We start from the raw sequence: 19791 nt of genomic DNA, 5'->3' as shown, positions 1-19791 counted from the left end.
TTCCGGCAACGGCATCAAGGTCAACGACGCCAACGTCATCTGTGGTGGCGTGAAGACCGCCAACGCCACCGTGTACCTCATCGACTCGGTCCTGATGCCTGCCTGACATCTCCAGGGCAGCAGTACCGCGACTCCGGGAACCGCGCTGTGTAGGCGGTTCCCGGAGTTTTCACGTCTGCCGGCCAGGTCAGCCGAGGGTGATGATGAGGACCGGCGAGCCGGTCGGGCTCGGTGACCCACCGGCGGGCTCGACGGTGAGGACGGCTTCGCCGACCCCTTCGAGCCCGCTCACGAGCAGCGATGTCACGTCGCCCGCCGGACGCATGGTGCCCGCGGATCGTGGACCGTGGCCGTCCACCAGCCGGTAGACCCGGTCACGCGGCAACGTGCGCAGGCCGCCGCGGCGCGCCGGAAACCTTGACGCCGTGAGAAACCGCCACGCTCTCCGAGACAGGCGGCACGGTCGTGGGACTCGCCTTCGCCTGACGAACGCGGAAAGGCCGCCCCGGAGCGCGGTCGGGGCGGCCTTGCGAACGTCAGGTCAGAGGCTCAGGTCGAGGTCGTTCAGCACGCCGCCGACGTTGACGTCGCCGAGCTCGCCGGAGATGTCCCCGATCTTGCCGATGTCGCCGATCTCGCCGACGCCGGTCACGTCACCGACGTTGCCCACGTGGGACACGACGTCACCGACGTTGCCGACCTCGTGCAGCGACAGGTCGTTGCCGGTCACGTTGCCGATGGCGGAGGTGACGTCGCCGCTGAGCACGTCGTTCACGCCCAGGTCACCGGTGTGCGCGGTGCTGGTGAGGTCGCCGACGACGTCGGAGATGTGCGTGGTGTCGAGCACGTCGGTGCCGTTGCTGATGTCGCCGACCGTGTCGGTGACCTGGAGGTCGGTGACGGTCTTGGTGACGTCGGTGATCTCGGTCGTCCCGACGACGTCCAGGGCGCTGGACGGGTCGCTGAGCACGTCGAACCCGTTGTCGACGCCGTGCACGGCGGCGGTCAGGCCCGAGACGGCGCCGAGGACCGTGTTGTCGTCGAGCTGCTGGCCGACGGTGTTCTGCAGCGTGCTCATCAGGTCGAGTTGCTGGTCCAGGTCCAGGCCGGAGATCGTCGACCCGAAGTCGCCGACGCCGGTGGCCGGGGCGAAGTCGAGCACCAGCGGCAGCAGCTCCTGGATGTCGGACGGCTGCACGTCACCGAGTCCGGCCGCGTCGAGCGAGCCCTGCGGGTCGAGCTGGAAGGCCGACCGGGCGTCGGGGTCGCTGAGCAGGTTGAGGGTGAAGTCGTGCAGCGTCTGCGGCAGGTCCACGTCGAACTCCAGGTGCGTCGTTGTGCTTGTGCCACGGAACGTTACGAAGAATCCCTGAGTCACCGCATCGGGTGACGCCCATGGTCATGTTCGGTGGGGGCTGGTCGGGGGTTGGTGGCACCGTGAGTAGGGGGATAGGGGTCTCTCCCGATCTTTGTGCCGTGACCAAACCTGAACGGGTGATGCACCGAAGGACAGAGGTAGCAGTCGGTCACCAGGAGGTTCACGCGCTCATGTCCTCGATGTCGGACACGCCCTTGTTGCTCGACAGCGGGACCACCCGAACGCTCGAACGCGCGCGCACCGCCGACCACGTCGTGCTGACCGGACCGGCCGGTTGCGGCAAGTCCACGCTCCTGCGCACCTTCGGCCAGGCGATCGTCGTCGACGACGGGCACGCGCTCGGCGATGACGAGGCCGGGCGCCTGCTCGACGAGGTCAGCGCGGGCGGCCGGCTCGTCGTCGCCCACCGCCTGTGGCCCGAGAACCGCGCGCTCACGGGCCTCATCAACGCACTGCCCGGCTCGGTGGTCCGCGTGCGACTCAGGCCCCTGTCCCGTGAGCACGTCCGGTCCCTCGCGGCGGACGTCCTGGGCGCCGAGGTGAGCGAGGAGTGCGCGGACCGCCTGCACGAGCGCACCGGCGGCACGCCCGAGTTCGTGCTGGACGAGCTCTCCGCGGATCCGCGCACCGCGTTCGCCCGCCACTTCGACGGCCTGTCCGTCGCCGCGGCCGATCTGCTGCTGGCCCGCGGTCTCGGCGCCCCCTTCGACGTCGGCCTGCTCGCGACGGTGCTGGCACTGGACCTGCACACGGTGTCGGAGTCCATCGAGGCGCTCCGATCGGCGGGCCTGCTGCAGATCGACGGAGCGCCGCTTCCCGCCGCCGCCGACGCCATCGAGGTGCTCGCGCCGGTGGAACAACGCGCCGCCCTGCTTCGCAAACTCGCCCTCACCCAGTTCGAACGGGCGCGACCGGTGTCGGCCTACGCGCGGTCGTTGCTGGAACTCGGCGTGCTGGATCCCGACCTCGCCGACGTGTTCACCTCCGCGGGCCATGAGGTGATCACCGACGACCCGGCCCTGGCGGCGCGGTTGTTCACCGCCGCCGATACCGGGCCTTCCGCGCACCTGGCGCGGGCTCGCGCGCTGAGCGGTGACCTCGACGGCGCGGTGGACGTGGTGGACCTCGAACACGCCGACGCGGACGCGTTGCTGGTCACCGCGACCGTGCTGACGCTGCGCGGGCAGGTCGGGCGCGGGGCGGAGCTGCTCCAGCGCTCGGACAACGGACTCGCGCTCGGCTTCGCCGTCACCGGCCTCCTCGGCGCCGGTCGGCTCGGTGAAGCCCGCACGGTCCAGCTCGGAGCGCGTTCGCAGCCCGCCAGATCGCTGACCGACACCCTCGGGCACCGCCTCGCCGGTGTGGTCCTCGAGACGGTCACCGGGACGCCGATGGCCGCCGTCGCCGCCGCTGTGGCCACGGCCGGGGTCAACCAGGCCGGCTCCCGCACCTCGGTGCAGCCGGACAGCCCCACCGCGCTCGCCGCGCTGATCTGCCTGCACGCGGGCGAGCTGACCGTGGCGAAGTCGTTGCTCGGCAAGGCAGTGCAGGGCGACGACAGCAGGGGACTGCACGCGGACAGGCACCAGTTGCTGCTCGCCTGCGCGGAACTCTTCGGCGGCGACGTCGAAGCAGCCCGGCGGCTGGTGCGCCCGGACGCGCCCAGGGAGCCGCGGGAGGCCTTGTTCGCCGCGGCACTGGGCCTCGGGACGACCCGCCGTGCCGGTGATCTCCACGCCCTGCGGTCGGCGTGGGAACCGGCCCAGCAGGCCCTCGTCGTGCACCCCGTCGACCTCTACACCCTGATCCCGTTGACCGAGATCGCCGTCGCCGCGGCCAGGATCGGCCAGTTCCACCGCATCGAGACGCATCTGGACGAGGCCTGGGCGCTGCTCGACGACCTGGGCAACCCTCCACTGTGGTCAGTGCTGCCGCGCTGGCACACCTTCCACGCCGTACTGCTCATCGGCGACCACACCGCGGCGGACGAACACCTGGCAGCGTTGGAAGAAGCGGCGGACGCGCTGCCGTTCGCCCGTGCACTCGCCGCCGCCGCGCAGTGCTGGAGCCAGGCCGGCCGCGGCGACGTGGACCACGGACGGGTCGAGTCGGCCGCGCAGGAACTGCACGCCCACGGCATGCGCGTGGACGCGGCGCGACTGGCCGGGCACGCCGCCATGCACACCACCGACCGCAAGGCGATGACCCAGCTGCTCGACATCGCCCGCCAGTTCCACGGCTCGAACAGCGGGCAGGGCAGCACCGGCGCCGAGGTCCTGAGCGACCGCGAGCAGGAGGTGGCCGCGCTGGTGCGGGACGGGCTCACCTACCGCGAGGTCGGCGACGCGCTGTTCATCTCGGCCAAGACCGTGGAACACCACGTCACCCGCATCCGCAACAAGCTCGGAGCGAAGAACCGCCGGGAGCTCGAACGCGCGCTGGAGGACGTCGACCTGATGACCGCCAGGTAGTCACGCGTCGGATCGACCTCCAGGAGCGACCCGCGCGTAGTGCGCGACGATCACGCCCTTCGACGTCGTCACGCTGCTCGTCAGCTCGAACTCCGTCAGCGGAGCGGGCCCGTCGAACAGCCGCGCGCCGCCGCCCAGCGTCACGGGGTGGATCACCACCGTGTACCGGTCGATCAGCCCGGCCGCGTGCAGCGACCGCACCAGCGCCGCGCTGCCGACGATCGAGAGGTCGTCGTCCAAGGACGCCACGTCCTCGACCGACCGCAGCAGCACCGAGTTCTCCCACGCGTCCGCATCGGGAAGGCTCGATGACACCACGTACTTGCGGGCCGCGTTCATGTGCGTGGTGAACGGGTTTCCGTCGGTGGCCGACGCCCAGACGCCGATGAAGTCCTGCCACGTGCGGCGCCCGAACAGCATGGACCCCGCCGCCGCCATGCCCTTGGCCATCTCGGCCGCCAGCACGTCGTCCTGGTAGCGGGCACCCCACCCGCCCTGCGTGAAACCACCACGCGTGTCCTCGTCCGGGCGCCCGAAGCCCTGCACGACGCCGTCGAGCGTCACGAACATCGTCGTCGAGATAGAACGCATCGCCGCACTCCTTGAAAGTCGAAGTCACCACCTACACGAATGGCCCGGCGTGGTTTCGACACCTCCGGGGACTGCTCCGTTCGAGAAGTCCGTACCGCCTGCGTAACGACCCGGTCGCTCACAGAGACATCAGCCTTGGTGTCCGCGCGAGGTGAGGGTGTGTGCAGATGAAGATCGATCTGTTCAACGAGATCCAGAACCCCGGCCCTGCCCCCGAGCAGTTCCGCTTCCGCCAGGCCCTCGACCAGGCCCGCCTCGCCGACGAGCTCGGCTACGGCTGCTGGTGGCAGGTCGAGCACCACGGCGCGGGCGAGTTCAGCCTGTCGTCCGCGCCCGAGCTGATGCTCGCCGCCCTGTCCCAGCAGACCTCCCGCATCCGCCTCGGCCACGCCGCCGTGCTCGCACCCGGCCGCTTCAACCACCCGATCCGCGTCGCCGAACGCGCCGCCACCCTCGACCACCTCAGCGGCGGCCGCGTCGAGCTCGGTCTCACCCGCTCCACCATCCCCGAGTGGAATCTCTTCGGCATCGAGCCGGCCGACGCACGCGCCCAGACGGCCGAGGCGTTCGAGATGGTGCCGAAGATGTGGACCACCGACCGCTTCTCCCACACGGGCGAGCACTACGACGTCTCCGACGTCTCGATCATCCCCAAGCCCCTGCAGACCCCGCACCCGCCGCTGTGGCAGGCCGCCGCCTCCCCGACGTCCTTCGAGGAGGCCGGCCGCCGCGGCGTCGGCGTGCTCGGCACGACGATCTGGGAGTCCATCGACCGGGTCGCCCGCATGATCGACCTCTACCGCGCGGCCGCCGCGCAGTGCACCTCGCCGGTCGGCTCGTTCGTCAACAACCAGGTCGCCTACTTCACCTTCGTGCACTGCGCCGAAACCGACGAACAGGCCATGCGCAACGGGGCAGCGGCCGCCGCGGCCTGGTACACGGTGACGGCGTTGCGTTTCTTCAACGCCGCCGCCGAGTTCGCCGCGACCATGCAACGCCACCAGGACATCCTCGCGGCCGGCGGCAGCGGCCTCACCGGCGAGTTCCTGCGCGCCGAGGTGGACGCCGCCCCCACCGCTGCGCAGCTCGTGATCGGCCGGATCATCCAGGGCGAGGACGTGCCCGAGGACGAGGTGTTCGAGGTGCTGTCGGCGCAGCAGTCGCTGATCGTCGGCAGCCCGGACACGTGCCGCAAGAAGCTGCGGGCCTACGCGGACCTCGGGATCGACCGGTTGATGTGCCTGCAGCAGATCGGGCCGATCGGGGCGGACGAGGTGATGACGAGCATCAGGCTGATCGGGGAGCTGATCCCGGAGTTCGACCGGTCCTGACCCGGCCGGGCGAGCGGGTGGGTGTGACGCACCCTGTCTGAAATCATCGTGCGCTCCTAGCGTCGAGATCATGAACGATGAACAGGTGATCGCGGAGCTGCACGGCCGATGGGTGTTCGGCTGGGACCGTCGCGAAGGGGACGGGCCCTTCGACTTCCGGCGAGTCTTCAGCGAGTTCTACGACTTCAGCTCACCGGACGTCCGCCTCTACGACGACTTCGACCCCGGACGCCGGGTGGCGACGACCGCCGCCGGCTACGGCGCGATCTGGGAGCCCGCCTTTCGCGAGATGGTGTCCGCCCATCACGCGGTCGACGACGGGCCGCACGTCGTCGCGGGTGGCGACCTGGCCGCGTCCACCCTGAGGTTCGTGGCCCGGATCGTCACACCCGCCGGTGTCACGGACATCCGGACCACGACCTCGCTGGTCTGGCGCCGGACGCCGGACGGGTGGCGGATCGTCCGTGAGCACAACTCCAGCGAGGTCCTGTCGCCGGGGGAGCTCAGCCGGGCACTTCGTCCAGGTACGCCTTGGCCTGCAACGTGAACAGCTCGGCATACCCGGCCTTGGCCGCCATCAGCTCCTCGTGCGTCCCGTACTCGGCGACCTTTCCGTGCTCCAGCAACAGGATCCGCTCCGCCTGCCGCACGGTCGAGAACCGGTGCGAGATGTACAGCGTCGTCCGGCCCTCCGACAGTTCCCGCAGCCGCGAGAACAGGTCGTGCTCCGCCCGCGCGTCCAGCGCCGACGTCGGCTCGTCGAGCACCAGGATCGGCGCCTCCCGCTGGAACGCCCTGGCCAGCGCGATCTTCTGCCACTCGCCGCCGGACAGGCTGACACCCTGGTCGAACCAGCGGCCGAGCGGGCTGTCGTAACCCCGCGGGAGCCGCTCGATCCGCTCGTCCGCGCCGGCGCGGCGTGCCGAGCCCTCGATGTGCGGCCGGTCCTCGAGGCGCGTCAGGTCGCCGAGGCCGATGTTCTCCGCGGCGGTGCCCTGGTACGTCACGTAGTCCTGGAACATCGCGCTGATCCGCGTGCGCAGCTCGACGGGGTCGTACTCGCGGATGTCGACGCCGTCGAGCAGGATGCGGCCGCCGGTCGGGTCGTAGAGCCGGCAGAGCAGCTTGAACAACGTCGACTTGCCCGCGCCGTTGCGGCCCACCACCGCCACCGTCTCGCCGGGGCGGATCTCGAAGCTGACCTCGTGCAGCGCGGGCTCCTCGGCGCCCGGATAGCCGAAGGTCACCGAGTCGAACTCGATGTGACCCTCCACTGTGGACGGCATCGGCCGTGGCGACGCGGGCGCCGTGATCTCCGGCTTCGTGTCCAGGAACCGGTACAGCGTGTCGAGGTAGAGGTTGTTCTCGTACATCCCCGAGAACGCCGTGAACAACCCGGACACCGACGTCTGCACGGACGCCGCCGCGGCCGTGTACAGCGCCAGGTCTCCCAGCGTGAGCCGTCCGCCGACCGCTTCCAGCGCGATGTACAACGTGATCGCCGAACCCGCGAGCGTGCTCAGCAGCCCCCAGGACGTCGAGCTGACGTTGCGGTTGATCGTCAGCTTCCGCTGGCGTTCGTAGGAGACGCTGCCGAGCCGGCGGAACCGGTCGACGAAGTACGGGCCGAGCCCGAACAGCTTCGTCTCCTTGGCGTAGGTGTCCGTCGTGACCAAAGAGGACAGGTAGTCCATCCGCCGCTTGATCGGCGACATCACGAAGGTCAGCCAGAACGCGCGCGAACCGTACTTCGACTGCGAGATGAACGCCGGGATCGGCGCCACCAGCGCGACCAGGGCCAGCAGAGGGCTGATCGAGACGAGCAGCGCGACCATGCTGCCGAACGTGATCAGCGTCCGCAGGAGCCCCAGCGCGGAGTTCATCATCGACAGCGGCCGCGTCGGCGCTTCCTGCGCGGCCTGACGCAGCATGTCGTAGGACGTCGAGCCCTCGAAGTACGCGAGGTGCAGTTCGCTGGCGTGCGCCATCACCTGGTGGCGGATGGTCAGCGTCATGCGTTCCTGCAGCAGCGACTGCGCGATCGACGTCAGCGCGCTGCTGATCGCGGACGCGGTGAGCACGCCGAACTGGAGCAACGCGACCTTCGCGATGTCACCCGTGGTGCCGGTGTGCTGGATCGCCGCGACGACGGAGTCCAGCAGCAGCTTCGCGATGTACGCGGTCGCGGTCGGCAGGAGCCCCGACAGGATCGTGATCAGCACCAGGAGGACGGTCAGGACCGGGCTGGCCTGCCACGTGAGCTTCGCGACCTTCGGCAGACCGCGGACGGTGCCCACCACGGACGTCCTCGTGCGTTTCAGCCGGGAGCGCAGGTCCTTCGGTTCGTCGTCCTGCTTCGGTTCGGGGATGTCGACCGGTCCGGTGAGCCCGCTGTCCGGCACCGTCGTGGCGCGCCGCCGACGGCCGCGCCGGCCCAGCGCGAACTCCATGCCGCCCCCGCCGCCCGGGATCATCCAGCCTCCACGGCGCCGTGCAGGAAGAAGTCGACCACCTGGCGCGTGGTGGGCGCGTCGACGTCCGTCGCCAGCCGGCGGCCGCCGAACAGCAAGGTCAGGAAGAGGGAGGCGAGCTGCTCGGGAGGCAGCCGCAACCGGTCCTGTTCCGGCGTGAACAGCTCGACCATCGCCCCTCGGATGGCGGCCATCGACTCGCGGCGCCCGCCCTTCCAGGTGCCGCTCTGGCCCTTGAGGTGCTGGTCGGGGTCGCGCCGCTTGATCCGGCCGGACGCGTGCAACGCGCTCATCAGCGCGCCCATCCGCTCGAGGTGCGCGCCGAGCGCTTCGGCGGCTTCGACGAGCCGGTCCTCCAGGGGCTGGTCGACGGGGATCTCGGCGATCGCGTCGAGCACGTGGTCGGGCCTGAGCGCCTCGGCCGTGCAGGCGTCGAACAGCTCGTCCTTGTCCTTGAACGCGCGGAAGATGGTGCCCTCGCCGATGCCGGCCGCGCGGGCGATCTGGCTGCTCGTCACGTTCGCGCCGTGCTCCATCAGGAGCGGCAGCACCGCGTGCACGATCATGGCGCGCCGGTCCTCGGCGCTCATGCTCGGCGCTCTTCGCCGGGCTTCGGATGCTGGTGTCATGCGCCCATAGTGCGGAGTGAGCGCTCACTCCGTCAAATGAGTTCGGCGTCCGTGTTCCGCGAGGTGAGCGTCGCGAGCGTGATCCGCTGCGCCGCGTGGACGGTGGCGGGGAGAGCGGCCGGATCCCGGCTGACGCGCTCGCATGCCGCGCGCATGGCGCCGGACAGCAGTTCCACGGTGAGCCGCACGTCGTCGGCACCGTGGAACTCGTCCCCGGCGACGCCGTCCCTCACGACCTTCTCCACCTCGGCGACGAGCGAGGTGAACGGGTTGTCCTGTCCGTCCGGCAGGTCGGTGACCAGCGAGCTGGAGTTCGGAAGGAACATCAGCCGCATCGCGCGGTTCGTCGACCCGGTCACGATCACCTCGACGATCTCCCGCAACCTCGCCGCCGCCGGCTCCGGCGACCGGGCGATCGCGGACACCTGCTCCACCAATGGACGGCTCGCCCGGCGGGCGAGCTCCAGCACCAGCGTCTTCTTGTCGGCGGCGTAGTTGTAGAGGGTGTTGCGCGCGAGACCGGCCTCGGCCGCGATGTGGCCCATGGTGATCGAGTCGTAGTCGCGTTCGAGCAGCAGCCGCCGCACCGCCTCGCTGAGGTCGGCCCACACCATCTCGTGGTGTTCCTCGATGGTGGCGGCTCGGATCCGCGGCATCGTGCGGTTCTCCTCAGTTCGCGGCTGTGGCGAGGTCGGGCTGGTTCTCCTGGTGGATCGCGGTCAGCTTGACACGGGTGAGGCGCCAGCCGTCCGGCGTGCGGACCGCTTCGTTGTCGTAGAAGCCGACGACCAGCCAGCGGTCGGCGTCCGGCAGCCAGTGTTCCGCGCGGACGTGAGCGTGGATCTTCGCGGTGTCGCCGTCGATCTCGACGACGTGACCGGTGATGGCGTGGTGGGTCGCCTTGAACGGCGCGAAGCTCGCGCGGAGGACCTCGACGTAGTCGGTCAGCGGGATCGTCATCTCCGGCATGCCCGTCACGGACCCGAAGTCCAGCGTGAGCGCGTCGGTGAAGACCCGGCCGGGCAGGGTCGTGAACTCCTTCAGGTCCGCGATGTCGGCGTAGCGGCTGATCAGTTCGATGAGTTCGGCGCGATCGTCGAGCGTGGTCATGAGGCCTCTCTTCCCAAGTTTTGCGACAACCTGTCGTGAACATTACGACAGGTTGTCGCAAAACGGCAAGGGGGCCTGGCTGATCAGCCGCTCGGGTCCGAGGTCACGGACCGAACGCCGAGTCGACCGCCTTGGTCAACTCACCGACGGTCTCGACCAGCGGTGCGACGGGCCTGACCATGATGTTGATCCGTTCGAGGGCCCGCGCGACCACACCTCGATCGGGCTCGGCCGAATCCAGTTCGTCCTGCAGTTCCTCAGCGGCCTCGTCGACCGCGTCGGGGAGTTCCGCGCGGTGGCGTTCCAGCAACGTCCTCAGCTCGGTCACCAGCTCGCCGGTCGCCGGTGAGGCGGTGAACCGAAGGCCGTGGCTGATCGCGCGGGCGTGCCGGCCGACCGCCTGGTTGCCGACGTTGCTCACCCCGCCGGACTGCTGGATGCCGTAGTTCGGTGAGCTTTCCGGCATTGGACTTCCTTCTGTCACGTCGGTTTCCCGGTGGCGGGTTCGGGGGTGGCGAAGTGCGCGGTCGCGGTGGCCTCACTGCCGACCGCCTGGTTGCCCACGTTGCTGATGCCGCCGGTCTGGATGACGCCCTGGTTGAGGATCGTCATCTGGCGGTTGCGGAACTCGGTGGTGTCCACGCCGCGCTCGTCGAGGAAGTCCAGCAGCGCGGCCAGCACGTGGCGTTCGATCAGCTTGAGGTGCTTCGCGGCGTCGGTCTTCTGGAAGTAGTTGTGGTAGTTGGCATCCGTGGCCTCCTCCCGGACGCTGAAGCGGGCGCCGTAGCTGTAGCCGAGGTCCTGCAGGGCGATCGCCCGCTCCACGGTGCGGTGTCGTTGCCAGCGCCAGTGGAAGCTCACGTCGCGCACCATGCGGAGAGGAGCGCGCGGCACCGCACTGGCCAACCCGCTCGCTGCCCTGGTCAGCATGCGTCCGATCGCGCCCGCGGTGAGCACCGGGCTGATCCGGTCCACGTCGTGGTACTGCTGCCACAGCGGGCCCAGCACGGTCCGGTCGCACTGCAGGTAGAGGAGCCGCCCGTCGGTGGAGAAGTGCAGGAACGTGCTCGCGACCACCTCACTGCCCCACGACGGGACCTGTGCGCACAGGTAGTGCCTCGCCGAGCCGTGGGGGCGCGCGGCGAGCCGGGCCAGGTCCTCGCCCGGCAGTTGTTGCTGTGGCGCCTGGTCGCGCTCGGGCAGGAGAGCCGGGTGCATGGTGAGGGCGTTGCCGCTGACGAAAGCCCGCTCGGTGAGCAACAGTCCGGGCAGTTCGTCGGGCTCCACGCCGATGCCCGCCAGCCGGTCCCGCACGTGGGCGACCAGTTCGACGGTGTCGAGCGGCACCACGTTCTCGGTGCCGGCATCGGAATCAGGTCGTAGCGACGGCAGGGCGAACGACCACGTCGACACGAGCGGGCCGTGGCCGGCGAACGGGGCGAAACCGTCGTAGACCGTCACGTTGCCGCGTTCGGCCTCGTCGATCGCCTCGAGCCGGTCCGACAACCAGGGTTGGCCGGCCGGCAGGGCAGGCGCGTCCTCCGGGCGGAACGCGGCGCGGGTGAGTTCGCTGAGCAGCGTCTGACGGGTCTGCCACTCGCTCCACACCAGCAGCGCGTACATCACCAGGCCGGTCAGCACCGCGAGCCAGGGCAGGCCGACCAGCCAGTCGTCGACCGGAGGCTCCGGTCGCGGACGGCTCCGCGTCGGTGCCGGGGCGGTGCCGAGTGCGGACACGATGGACACGCTCACGAACACCAGGACGGCCAGCGCGATGAGCGCGAACACGGCGTCGCGCAACCTGCGGGACTCCCCGGCACGCCGGGCGAGGGCGCCGGCGACGGGAAGGACCATCAGCAACGCCAGGACCGTCCACAGTGGAGAGAGCACGAGGGCCAGCGCCGTCGCCGCGAGCAGGCACCAGTCCCGCACCCGGCGTTGCCGGATTCCGGCCAGCGCGTGCAGCAGCACCGGGCGCAGCGAGAACCCGACCGACGGCGCCACCGCGTGCAGGTCCTCGGTCACCAGAGCCTTGGTCATCCGCTCGGCGAAGCCCTCGTCGGTCCTGGCCGCGACACACAGATAACGAGTCGTGTCCTCGGGGGAGAAGGCGGTCGGCCGGCTCATCGATTCTCCTTCACCACAAAGACTTCGGTGCGTCGGCACGGCTTTCACGGTTCGCCGGTCTCCGGCGCTGCAGGACCACGACGGCACCGAGCACCGAGCCGAACAGGACGCCGAACACCGCCGACGAGCTGAGCCGGCTCAGGAAGAACTCCTCGGACTGGCCGGGGATGAGGTAGGGAAGAGACGCTCCCGGGTCGAGCAGAGCCCCCACCGCCACCCCGGAAGCCGCCCCGGCAGCCAGCCCGGCGACCACCGCGCTGAGGGCCGTCAGTCCCACGGTGGCGACGAACAGGCCGGCGCCGCCCGCGGCCTCACTGACCCAGCGCGACACCCTGGACAGTCCCGCGACGGCCAGCAGCACGAACAACAGCGTCCGCAGGTTCGCGAACCAGAACAGGAACGGGCCGGCGCGATCGACGTCCACGTGCCAGCTCGGATAGGCCAGCACCACGTTGACGACGCGAAATGCCGGATCGGAGCCGGACAGCGCGACGGCGAGTTCCATGTTCACCCACGGGTTGCCGACGAGCAGGACGAAGCCGACCAGCACGGTCACGCCGGGCGAGAACGAGCGGCGTGAGTGAGGTTCCCCCGGTCCAGTCACACGCGCAAACCTAGATCACCTACCCGTCGCGTGCGACGGCCGATCGGGCTATGAGCGAGGAAAGCCTGTAACGGAAAGGGGATCTGACAGCGCGGCCGGCGTCCTGCCCTCACCGCGGAGGGGGAGGACGCCGCCGCCCCCCGTACAGCGCGGCCGCCAGTACGACCAGCAGCATCTCGATCACCCGAACCGACAGCAACGAGGTTTCCACCGTGATCTCCATCGAGGTTCCTTTCGCCCGTTCCCCGTGGCCTCACGATGGGCCGTGCGGTTCCGCGCGTCATCCTCCTGGTCAGGAGCACCCGGGGACGTTGCCCGTGACAGGGCCCCGTGCTGAGATGAAGTGGTCACCAGGAGGTCCTGTGCGCTTCAACGACGAAGTCGACTGGCCGGAAGTGTTCGGGGAGTACATCTCCCGCCCCAGCCTCGCCGATCCCCGCAACCCGCGCCGGTCGGCCTACGTCAAGACGATGATGTTGCTCGAGGGCGGGCTCAAGGAGATCGACGACCAGCTGTCCGGCCGCAACTCGCGCAGCCGCGACGAACTCGCGGGCGCACGGCTGACGCGGAAGATCGTGGTACGTCGCGCCGGCGGAATCGCCGCTGAGCCGCCCGACGTCGTCCGCGTCGGCGAGGGCGCTTTCCGCGACCGATGGCCAGGGTCCGGTGGCATGGCGAACTTCTTCATGTGCCTCGTCAAGTACACGTGCACCGCACCGCGCTGGAGCAACTTCCTCGACTACGGTCCGCGCCGCGCACTCGCCGAGTTGCCCAGGGTGCGTGCGGGCGAGCTGGACCTGACCGACCTCATCGCGAAGATCGCCACCCACGACCTGCGGATGCGCAGCCGGCTGGCCAGGTACTGGCTGTTCCAGCTCTCGCTGACGATCGACGCCAAATGGCAGTCCGTTGCCACGAATGCCTACCGGGAGATGCTGGAGGCGTATTCGACGCGCTGGGTCCCGGTGTACGAGGAGGGCCTGCGGCTGCTGGACGTGCGGTTCCGGCCCGGCATCACAGCGCGGAGGCTCAGCCTGATGGTGTCCGCGCAGACGTCGGGTTTCGCCCAGCAGGTCGCCGGTGCCGGCGACGACACGAGGGAGAACCGGGATCTCTTCGTGGCGTCGGTGCAGGCGCTGATCCTGGCCGCGCTCGATCCCGGGGACGGGCACGGCGTCGCGGAAGCGCTGCGCCGGCGCCTCTGAATCGCCGGAAGTCCACAAGGGACTTTCCCGGCGGGACAACGGGTGAACCGCGACACGCGCCGGTGTACGAGGTGTACCCTCGGGGAGACCGGGACTGGATACGTCAGTTGCCCCGGACCCCAGGCGCCGTGCGACAGCTCCAGCACTGCTTGCCGTGAGCACGCACACGACGCAGAGAAAGTCGGAAATCATGCAGCCAGAAAACGGGCTCTTCAGCCACCCGGACGTGGACCTCCCGGACACGACACCCGGTTCGTCGCCCGCCGAGGACCAGCGGTCCTACACCGGCCTGTTCCGTGAACCGGCCGACACACCGCAGAACACCACCGGGACGGCCTGAGTCTCAGGCCGCGCTGTGCGTCACCGCACGCAAGCTACTCACGACAACATGCCGGCCGGTGTCGTCGATCGGCCCTTCTGCCGGGTGTCGGCGGTGTAATGGGCGACCGCGATCGCTCCGGTGATCGCCAGGATGAATCCGGCGGCGGCCGCGGTCGTGTAACCGGCGCGGACGCGATCGTCGAGGTAGATCAGTCCAACGGCCGACGACAGCGCCGTGTTGGTGGTGAACATGATCGCGGTGACCGTGGTCGGACCGCCCTTCTGCAGCGCCATCGCGAACAACACCGCCGCGGCGAGACCGTTGAGGGCGATGGCCCAGGCCGCCGGTTCCAGGACGAGCCGCCACACCGCGTCCGGGAAGTCGACCGTCCGCGCTGAGATGCCCACGATGCTGTAGGAGACACCGGCACCGAAGGCCAGCGCCACCGTCGCCCAGACGTGGTGGTGGTGCCTGGCGTAAAGGGCGATCGCCGCCACCGGAACCGCCATGAACACGAGGACCCAGCGCCACTGCGGTGGCAGGGTCGCCGCCGGACCAGGGTCGGCGGACACGCCCAGCAGGATCAGGCCGGCCGCGCCGACCCCCAGCGCGCCCCATCCCGGTGTGCCGAGGCGGGAGCCCATGAAGACGGAGATCGTGGCCGTCACGCCGACGCTGAACGCGAGCATCGACTGGACCAGGAACAGCGGCAGCCGGTGCAGTGCCGCGGCCGCGAACGCGAATCCCAGCAGGTCCACGCCGAGACCGAGGAAGTAGAGCCACTGACGCCGCAGAGCGATGAGATCCAGCGACGTGCCGCCGTACGCGCCCGCACGCCGGACACCTGTGGACGCGAGGACCGAACCGCTGCCTGACGCCAGGGTCGCCAGCACAGCGAGTGCGTATCCCAGGGCCATTCGTCCATTGTGGCATTCGGTTCTGCCGCGATTTCGAGCACGGGTCCGGTCTCAGGCCAGGGGGCGCGGTGTGTGATCGCGCTCACCGCGCCGCCTCAGCGGAGCCCGGATCCGGAGGGCTGGTCAGTCCGGGCTGTCGCCGACGGTCAGGGTCAGCTCCGAGCCGGTGACCGTCACGACGGCGTGCTGTCCGCCGCGCAGGTCGCCCGCGAGCAGTGCACGGGACAACCGCCGGTCCAGTTCCCTGCTGATGGTTCGGCGCAACGGCCGTGCGCCGTACTCGGGCATGTAGCCGCGGGCGGCGAGCCAGTCGATGGCCAGCTCGTCCACCTCCAGCGTGATGTTCTGTTCGCGCAGCCGCTCGCGGGTGCGTTCGAGCAGCAGCGAGGTGATCTGCCGCAGCTGGCCGGCGTCCAGCCCGCGGAACAGGATGATCTCGTCGAGGCGGTTGAGGAACTCGGGGCGGAAACTGCGGCGCACCGCCGCCATCAACGGTTCCCTCAACTGCTCGATCGGAACGCCCGAGGTGGCCGCGGCGAGGAGCTGGCCCGCACCGATGTTGCTGGTCATGATGATCACGGTGTTGGCGAAGTCGGCGGTACGTCCCCCTGCGTCGGTGAGCCTGCCCGCGTCGAGCACCTGCAGCAGGGTGTTGAAGACGTCGCTGTGCGCCTTCTCGATCTCGTCCAGCAGCAGGACCGAGTACGGGGCGCGCCGGACCGCGCCGGTGAGCTGACCGGCCTCCTCGTAGCCTGCGTATCCCGGTGGCACGCCGATCAGCCGCGCGACCGCGTGCTGTTGCGAGAACTCGCTCATGTCGAACCGGATCAACCGGTCCTCCGAGCCGAACAGCGCTTCGGCCAGCGCTCGTGCGACCTCGGTCTTGCCCACGCCGGTCGGGCCGAGGAACAGGAAGGAGCCGACGGGCCGGTGCGGGTGCTTGAGGCCAGCGCGGCCCTGGCGGACCGCGTCGGCGACCGCCTCCACCGCCTCGTCCTGCCCGACGATCCGCTGGTGCAGGTGGTCCTCCAGGTGCAGCAGCCGGTGCCGTTCCGCCTCGGTGAGCTGGGCGACCGGGATGCCCGTGCTGCGGGACACGACCTGGGCGACGTCGTTCGCCGAGACCTGGGGCGCGTTGGCCAGTGCGGCGCGCGCGGCCTCCAGTTCGGCGACCGCCCGGCCGAGCTCGCCGGCCAGGAACACGGCGTCCTCCTCGCCGTCTACGGCGTCCTTCTCCCGCTCCAGACGTCGCACCCGCTGCTCGAGTCGCACCGGATCCGGCGGCAGCGCGGACTTCTCCCGCAACCGGACCCGCGCACAGGCACGGTCCACCAGGTCCACGGCCTTGTCCGGCAGGAACCGATCGGTGACGTAGCGGGCCGACAGTTCCACGGCGGACACGATCGCCTCGTCTGTGATCCGCACGCCGTGGTGCATCTCGTAACGGCTGCGCAGCCCGCGCAGGATGGCGATCGCCTCGCCGGCCGACGGTTCGGCGACCATGATCGGCTGGAACCGCCGCTCCAGCGCGGCGTCCCTCGCGATGTACCGCCGGTAGTCCTCGGCCGTGGTGGCCCCGATGACCTGCACCCGTCCGGTCGTGAGCACGGGTTTGAGCATGGTCGCGGCGTCCATCGGCGCGCCTTCCGCACTGCCCGCGCCCACCACGACGTGCAGCTCGTCGATGAACAGGACCACCATCCGGTCCGTCGCGGCCACCTCGCCGATGACCCCTTCAAGCCGTTCCTCGAACTCGCCCCGGTACTTCGCTCCGGCGACCATCCCCGCCAGGTCCAGCGAGATCAGCCGCCTGCCGCTCAGCGTCGCGGGCACGTCGCCGCTCGCGATCCGTGCCGCGATGCCTTCGACGACGGCGGTCTTGCCCACGCCGGGATCCCCGATCAGGACGGGGTTGTTCTTGGTGCGCCGCGACAACACCTCGAGCACCTCGTCGATCACGTCCTCCCGGCCGACCACCGGGTCGAGCAGGCCGTCCCGCGCCGCGGCGGTGAGGTCACGTCCGTAGCGGTCGGTGCGCCGCGTCGTGGACTGCGGCTCCACCAACCCGCCCAACAGCTTCCCGACGAGGTCCTCGAACGAGCGGGACCCGAAGCCGAACACCCAGTCGTCTGCCATCGGCCGCCATCTCCGCTCGATCGAAGGGCTTGCTTCTCCGATCCTCCGCCTCCTGGGCCATGAACACACACCAGCGCGGGAATCGAAACCGGCGAGTTCTGGTGGTGCCCGGACTGGTTGTCTAAGGTGTCCGCCATGGTGCGACCACGGCGGGTGACGGCGCCTGTCGTCGGGCTTTCGGTACTGCTCGTGTTGTCCGTCGTCGCCTGGATCGGCGGTGACGCCGTCCTCGACCGGCTCAACGCGACCCGCTGCACGGATCCGGCGACGGTTCTCGTCACCGCGGCCCCCGCGGTCGCGCCGGCCCTGAGCGACGTCGCGGACGACCTGAGCGCGGCCGACGACTGCTACCGCGTCGAGGTCAGGGCAGAGCCGGCGCGCGAGACGATGACCCGGCTCGTCGCCGGGGAGGTGTCGCCCTCGGTCTGGGTGCCCGAGTCGACGACGTGGTTGCGGCAGGCGCGGGACTCCGGTGCGTGGCGGGTGCCCGAGTCGGGCATCTCCGTGGCGCTGTCGCCGATCGTGCTCGCCGTCAAGGAGTCCGTGAAGGGCAGGAACTGGCGGGAACTGATCGGGCCCGGTGCCACCGCGGTCGCCGGCATCGCCGATCCGGCCAGGGATCCGGCCAGCCTGTCGGCGTTGCTGGCGTTGCGCGGGTTCGCGTCGGCGGAGAAGGATCCCGCGGCGGCGACGGTCGCCGCCATCAGGCCCGTGTCCGGTGACTACTCCGAGCGGGCCGAGGACCTGTTCACCCGGCCACTGGACGTGTTCCCCACGTCCGAACAGGCTCTCGAGCGGCACAACTCCACGCCCGGCGCGACCCGGCTGACGGCGGTCGTCTCGGAGAACCCGTTGCCACCGCTGGACTTCCCGTACGTCGTGCTGCCCGACGCGGACGAGGCGCAGCGGGCGGGGGCGGAGAAGTTCCTGGCGCGCCTGCGGTCCGGGACCGACCTCGCCACGTTCGGCCTGCGCGCGCCCGACGACCAGGCCGCCGGCCTGGACCAGGGTTTCGTGGACGAGACGTTGCGCCTCTGGAGCGGACTCACGCTGACCGCGCGGGTGCTGGGCGTCCTGGACGTGTCGGGCTCGATGAACCAGGTCGTGCCCAGAACGGGAACCACGCGGATGGCGCTGGCCGTCGGCGCGGCCGAACGCGGCCTGGGCATGTTCAAGCCCGGCACGCAGATCGGCCTGTGGAAGTTCTCCACCAGGCTGGACGGCGACAGGGACTACCGGGAGATCATCCCCTTCGCGTCCGTCAAGGACCACCTCGCGAACGGCCAGGCCGTCGCCGCGGTCCGGGCGACCCGGGCGACCGCGAACGGGGCCACGGGCCTCTACGACACCACCCTGGCCGCCTACCGGGAGGCGAGGAAGAACTGGGAGCTCGGCCGCATCAACATCGTCGCCATCATGACCGACGGCCGCAACGAGGACCCCGACTCGATCGGTCAGCGGGAGCTGCTGGACGAACTGGCCAAGCTGCAGGACAAGCGCAGGCCGTTGCCCGTCATCGCGATCGGCATGGGCCCGGACGTCGATGTCGGCGAACTGAAAGCGATCGCCGACGCGACCGGCGGCGGGGCCTTCACCACCGTCGATCCCGCCGGCATCAGCGACATCTTCGCGCAGGCGCTGAGCACGATGCTCTGCCAGCCGCCCGCCTGCCGTCCTCAGTAGGGGTCGTACGGGCCGTCGTGTCCGAACAGCCGCGCGACCGGCCGCAGCCGCAGGCGGAGCAGCACCTTGATCCACACGTTGCGCAGGAACCAGGGCATCTCGGCGAGCACCCGCCTGCGATCGGCCCAGCCCGGCTGCGTCAAACGGAAGCGCGCGAGGGAGCCCGCCCGGTCCACGTACACGTATCGGTTGCCGCACAGCACCTTCGCGATGATGCCGCAGGTGACCCCGATGGACGAGAACGCGTCGTGGACCAGGATCTCGCCGTCGGGAACGAGGTTCTCCGACCACAGCATGTCGTCGGTGTAGGTCCAGTAGTCGTGTTTGCCGTCGATGTACAGCAGGTCGATGCGCTCGTCCCACTCCAGGCGCAACCTGGTGCTGTACGACGCTTCGAGCCGTACGACGTCGGTCAGGCCCGCGCGGGCGACGTTCTTCTCGAACCGGGCGCGGGTCGGGGTGCCGCCGAACAGCTTGCCCTCGACGAACGGGTCGACGGCGACCACCGTGGCCCCGACGGAGCGCGCCGCGATCCCCAGCACGGTGGTGGATCGTCCCTGGTGGCTGCCGATCTCCACGATCCGCGCGCCGGGACCGAGCCGCAGGGCGGCTCTCCACAACATGGTGGCCTGGTCAACTGTCAACCATCCGGGGACCTGGTCGCCCAGTTCCCACGCCTGCTCGAACGTCGTCGGAGAAGTCATCGCCACCTGCCTGAGCACCGGCCCCAGAACCGTCGTGGTGGCCCAAGATAGCGACAGTCGCCCGCGAGCACTACCCGGTGGTAACTTCCTGCGCCATCAGGAGCCTGAAGAT

The 19791-nt window shown here is 70.0% G+C and carries 20 protein-coding genes; 7 read left to right on the top strand and 13 right to left on the bottom strand.

The window, feature by feature from the left end; translation table 11 throughout:
* Nucleotides 1-13 precede the first annotated feature (13 nt).
* Nucleotides 14-106 carry a fasciclin domain-containing protein gene (locus tag IG04_RS0103580; RefSeq protein ID WP_276326641.1) on the top strand — a complete coding sequence of 31 codons (93 nt, stop codon included), beginning with the start codon at nucleotides 14-16 and terminating at the stop codon, nucleotides 104-106.
* 81 nt (nucleotides 107-187) lie between these two features.
* Here IG04_RS0103580 and IG04_RS0103575 read toward each other — a convergent pair whose 3' ends face one another.
* Together IG04_RS0103575 and IG04_RS0103570 are read right to left on the bottom strand one after the other, a co-directional pair.
* Nucleotides 188-394, bottom strand: a complete 207-nt coding sequence (locus tag IG04_RS0103575) for an anti-sigma factor (RefSeq protein WP_276326640.1) — start codon at nucleotides 392-394, stop codon at nucleotides 188-190.
* A gap of 147 nt (nucleotides 395-541) precedes the next feature.
* Nucleotides 542-1315, bottom strand: a complete 774-nt coding sequence (locus tag IG04_RS0103570) for an IniB N-terminal domain-containing protein (protein WP_144065130.1) — start codon at nucleotides 1313-1315, stop codon at nucleotides 542-544.
* Nucleotides 1316-1548: 233 nt separating this feature from the next.
* Here IG04_RS0103570 and IG04_RS0103565 point away from each other — a divergent pair, with 233 nt between their 5' ends.
* Nucleotides 1549-3849, top strand: coding sequence for a LuxR C-terminal-related transcriptional regulator (locus IG04_RS0103565; protein WP_051768808.1), 2301 nt, complete (start codon nucleotides 1549-1551; stop codon nucleotides 3847-3849).
* Here the strand turns inward: IG04_RS0103565 and IG04_RS0103560 are convergent, their stop codons facing one another.
* On the bottom strand, nucleotides 3850-4440 hold the full coding sequence (locus IG04_RS0103560) for a dihydrofolate reductase family protein (RefSeq protein WP_030475057.1): 591 nt from the start codon (nucleotides 4438-4440) through the stop codon (nucleotides 3850-3852).
* Between the two features lie 167 nt (nucleotides 4441-4607).
* Between IG04_RS0103560 and IG04_RS0103555 the strand changes: the two genes are divergently transcribed.
* Together IG04_RS0103555 and IG04_RS0103550 are read left to right on the top strand one after the other, a co-directional pair.
* The gene (locus tag IG04_RS0103555) at nucleotides 4608-5771 is read left to right on the top strand and encodes an LLM class flavin-dependent oxidoreductase (protein WP_030475056.1); all 1164 of its coding nucleotides are present in this window, start codon (nucleotides 4608-4610) and stop codon (nucleotides 5769-5771) included.
* Between the two features lie 70 nt (nucleotides 5772-5841).
* Nucleotides 5842-6318 (top strand): YybH family protein, encoded by a 477-nt coding sequence (locus IG04_RS0103550; protein ID WP_051768806.1) that lies wholly within the window; start codon nucleotides 5842-5844, stop codon nucleotides 6316-6318.
* Here the strand turns inward: IG04_RS0103550 and IG04_RS0103545 are convergent.
* The 7 genes from IG04_RS0103545 to IG04_RS0103515 all read right to left on the bottom strand — a co-directional run bounded on the left by IG04_RS0103545 (nucleotide 6275) and on the right by IG04_RS0103515 (nucleotide 12712).
* Nucleotides 6275-8221 (bottom strand): ABC transporter ATP-binding protein, encoded by a 1947-nt coding sequence (locus tag IG04_RS0103545; protein WP_030475054.1) that lies wholly within the window; start codon nucleotides 8219-8221, stop codon nucleotides 6275-6277. The two genes, IG04_RS0103550 and IG04_RS0103545, sit on opposite strands and share 44 nt — an antisense overlap.
* Nucleotides 8222-8241: 20 nt before the next feature.
* Nucleotides 8242-8832 carry a TetR/AcrR family transcriptional regulator gene (locus tag IG04_RS0103540; protein ID WP_030475053.1) on the bottom strand — a complete coding sequence of 197 codons (591 nt, stop codon included), beginning with the start codon at nucleotides 8830-8832 and terminating at the stop codon, nucleotides 8242-8244.
* 71 nt (nucleotides 8833-8903) lie between these two features.
* Complete coding sequence (locus tag IG04_RS0103535; RefSeq protein ID WP_030475052.1) at nucleotides 8904-9527, bottom strand: TetR/AcrR family transcriptional regulator; 624 nt, start codon at nucleotides 9525-9527, stop codon at nucleotides 8904-8906.
* 13 nt (nucleotides 9528-9540) lie between these two features.
* Nucleotides 9541-9981 (bottom strand): nuclear transport factor 2 family protein, encoded by a 441-nt coding sequence (locus tag IG04_RS0103530; RefSeq protein ID WP_030475051.1) that lies wholly within the window; start codon nucleotides 9979-9981, stop codon nucleotides 9541-9543.
* A gap of 103 nt (nucleotides 9982-10084) precedes the next feature.
* Nucleotides 10085-10447: a DUF5955 family protein gene (locus IG04_RS0103525; RefSeq protein WP_030475050.1), complete on the bottom strand. Its 363-nt coding sequence runs from the start codon at nucleotides 10445-10447 to the stop codon at nucleotides 10085-10087.
* A 14-nt stretch (nucleotides 10448-10461) separates the two neighbouring features.
* Nucleotides 10462-12108: a hypothetical protein gene (locus IG04_RS42210; protein ID WP_051768805.1), complete on the bottom strand. Its 1647-nt coding sequence runs from the start codon at nucleotides 12106-12108 to the stop codon at nucleotides 10462-10464.
* Nucleotides 12109-12118: 10 nt separating this feature from the next.
* Nucleotides 12119-12712: a hypothetical protein gene (locus tag IG04_RS0103515; RefSeq protein ID WP_144065129.1), complete on the bottom strand. Its 594-nt coding sequence runs from the start codon at nucleotides 12710-12712 to the stop codon at nucleotides 12119-12121.
* A gap of 362 nt (nucleotides 12713-13074) precedes the next feature.
* Here IG04_RS0103515 and IG04_RS0103505 point away from each other — a divergent pair, with 362 nt between their 5' ends.
* Together IG04_RS0103505 and IG04_RS46240 are read left to right on the top strand one after the other, a co-directional pair.
* The gene (locus tag IG04_RS0103505) at nucleotides 13075-13917 is read left to right on the top strand and encodes a hypothetical protein (RefSeq protein WP_030475047.1); all 843 of its coding nucleotides are present in this window, start codon (nucleotides 13075-13077) and stop codon (nucleotides 13915-13917) included.
* Nucleotides 13918-14107: 190 nt separating this feature from the next.
* On the top strand, nucleotides 14108-14257 hold the full coding sequence (locus IG04_RS46240; protein ID WP_157512860.1) for a hypothetical protein: 150 nt from the start codon (nucleotides 14108-14110) through the stop codon (nucleotides 14255-14257).
* A gap of 38 nt (nucleotides 14258-14295) precedes the next feature.
* Here IG04_RS46240 and IG04_RS0103495 read toward each other — a convergent pair whose 3' ends face one another.
* Together IG04_RS0103495 and IG04_RS0103490 are read right to left on the bottom strand one after the other, a co-directional pair.
* Complete coding sequence (locus IG04_RS0103495) at nucleotides 14296-15156, bottom strand: hypothetical protein (RefSeq protein ID WP_030475046.1); 861 nt, start codon at nucleotides 15154-15156, stop codon at nucleotides 14296-14298.
* A 123-nt stretch (nucleotides 15157-15279) separates the two neighbouring features.
* The gene (locus IG04_RS0103490; protein WP_051768803.1) at nucleotides 15280-17292 is read right to left on the bottom strand and encodes an ATP-dependent Clp protease ATP-binding subunit; all 2013 of its coding nucleotides are present in this window, start codon (nucleotides 17290-17292) and stop codon (nucleotides 15280-15282) included.
* A gap of 135 nt (nucleotides 17293-17427) precedes the next feature.
* On the opposite strand from IG04_RS0103490, the gene IG04_RS0103485 reads away from it, so the two are divergent.
* Complete coding sequence (locus tag IG04_RS0103485; RefSeq protein WP_030475063.1) at nucleotides 17428-18975, top strand: substrate-binding domain-containing protein; 1548 nt, start codon at nucleotides 17428-17430, stop codon at nucleotides 18973-18975.
* Here IG04_RS0103485 and IG04_RS0103480 read toward each other — a convergent pair.
* Entirely contained in the window at nucleotides 18969-19679 is a 711-nt protein-coding gene (locus IG04_RS0103480; RefSeq protein ID WP_144065128.1) for a class I SAM-dependent methyltransferase, read from the bottom strand. The two genes, IG04_RS0103485 and IG04_RS0103480, sit on opposite strands and share 7 nt — an antisense overlap.
* Nucleotides 19680-19791 lie beyond the last annotated feature (112 nt).

The organism is Lentzea albidocapillata, from assembly GCF_000719115.1.
In the GTDB taxonomy this organism is placed as follows: Bacteria; Actinomycetota; Actinomycetes; order Mycobacteriales; family Pseudonocardiaceae; genus Lentzea; species Lentzea albidocapillata.
The sequence above is the reverse complement of the archived record's forward strand: the minus strand, read 5'-3'. Positions and strand labels throughout refer to the sequence as shown.

Bases quoted from the DNA above. Each gene is read 5' to 3' on its own strand.
- IG04_RS0103565 (WP_051768808.1), top strand. From the start codon at position 1,549: ATGTCCTCGATGTCGGACACGCCCTTGTTGCTCGACAGCGGGACCACC.
- IG04_RS0103560 (WP_030475057.1), bottom strand. From the start codon at position 4,440: ATGCGTTCTATCTCGACGACGATGTTCGTGACGCTCGACGGCGTCGTG.
- IG04_RS0103555 (WP_030475056.1), top strand. From the start codon at position 4,608: ATGAAGATCGATCTGTTCAACGAGATCCAGAACCCCGGCCCTGCCCCC.
- IG04_RS0103550 (WP_051768806.1), top strand. From the start codon at position 5,842: ATGAACGATGAACAGGTGATCGCGGAGCTGCACGGCCGATGGGTGTTC.
- IG04_RS0103545 (WP_030475054.1), bottom strand. From the start codon at position 8,221: ATGGAGTTCGCGCTGGGCCGGCGCGGCCGTCGGCGGCGCGCCACGACG.
- IG04_RS0103540 (WP_030475053.1), bottom strand. From the start codon at position 8,832: ATGAGCGCCGAGGACCGGCGCGCCATGATCGTGCACGCGGTGCTGCCG.
- IG04_RS0103535 (WP_030475052.1), bottom strand. From the start codon at position 9,527: ATGCCGCGGATCCGAGCCGCCACCATCGAGGAACACCACGAGATGGTG.
- IG04_RS0103530 (WP_030475051.1), bottom strand. From the start codon at position 9,981: ATGACCACGCTCGACGATCGCGCCGAACTCATCGAACTGATCAGCCGC.
- IG04_RS0103525 (WP_030475050.1), bottom strand. From the start codon at position 10,447: ATGCCGGAAAGCTCACCGAACTACGGCATCCAGCAGTCCGGCGGGGTG.
- IG04_RS42210 (WP_051768805.1), bottom strand. From the start codon at position 12,108: ATGAGCCGGCCGACCGCCTTCTCCCCCGAGGACACGACTCGTTATCTG.
- IG04_RS46240 (WP_157512860.1), top strand. From the start codon at position 14,108: ATGCAGCCAGAAAACGGGCTCTTCAGCCACCCGGACGTGGACCTCCCG.
- IG04_RS0103495 (WP_030475046.1), bottom strand. From the start codon at position 15,156: ATGGCCCTGGGATACGCACTCGCTGTGCTGGCGACCCTGGCGTCAGGC.
- IG04_RS0103490 (WP_051768803.1), bottom strand. From the start codon at position 17,292: ATGGCAGACGACTGGGTGTTCGGCTTCGGGTCCCGCTCGTTCGAGGAC.
- IG04_RS0103485 (WP_030475063.1), top strand. From the start codon at position 17,428: ATGGTGCGACCACGGCGGGTGACGGCGCCTGTCGTCGGGCTTTCGGTA.
- IG04_RS0103480 (WP_144065128.1), bottom strand. From the start codon at position 19,679: ATGACTTCTCCGACGACGTTCGAGCAGGCGTGGGAACTGGGCGACCAG.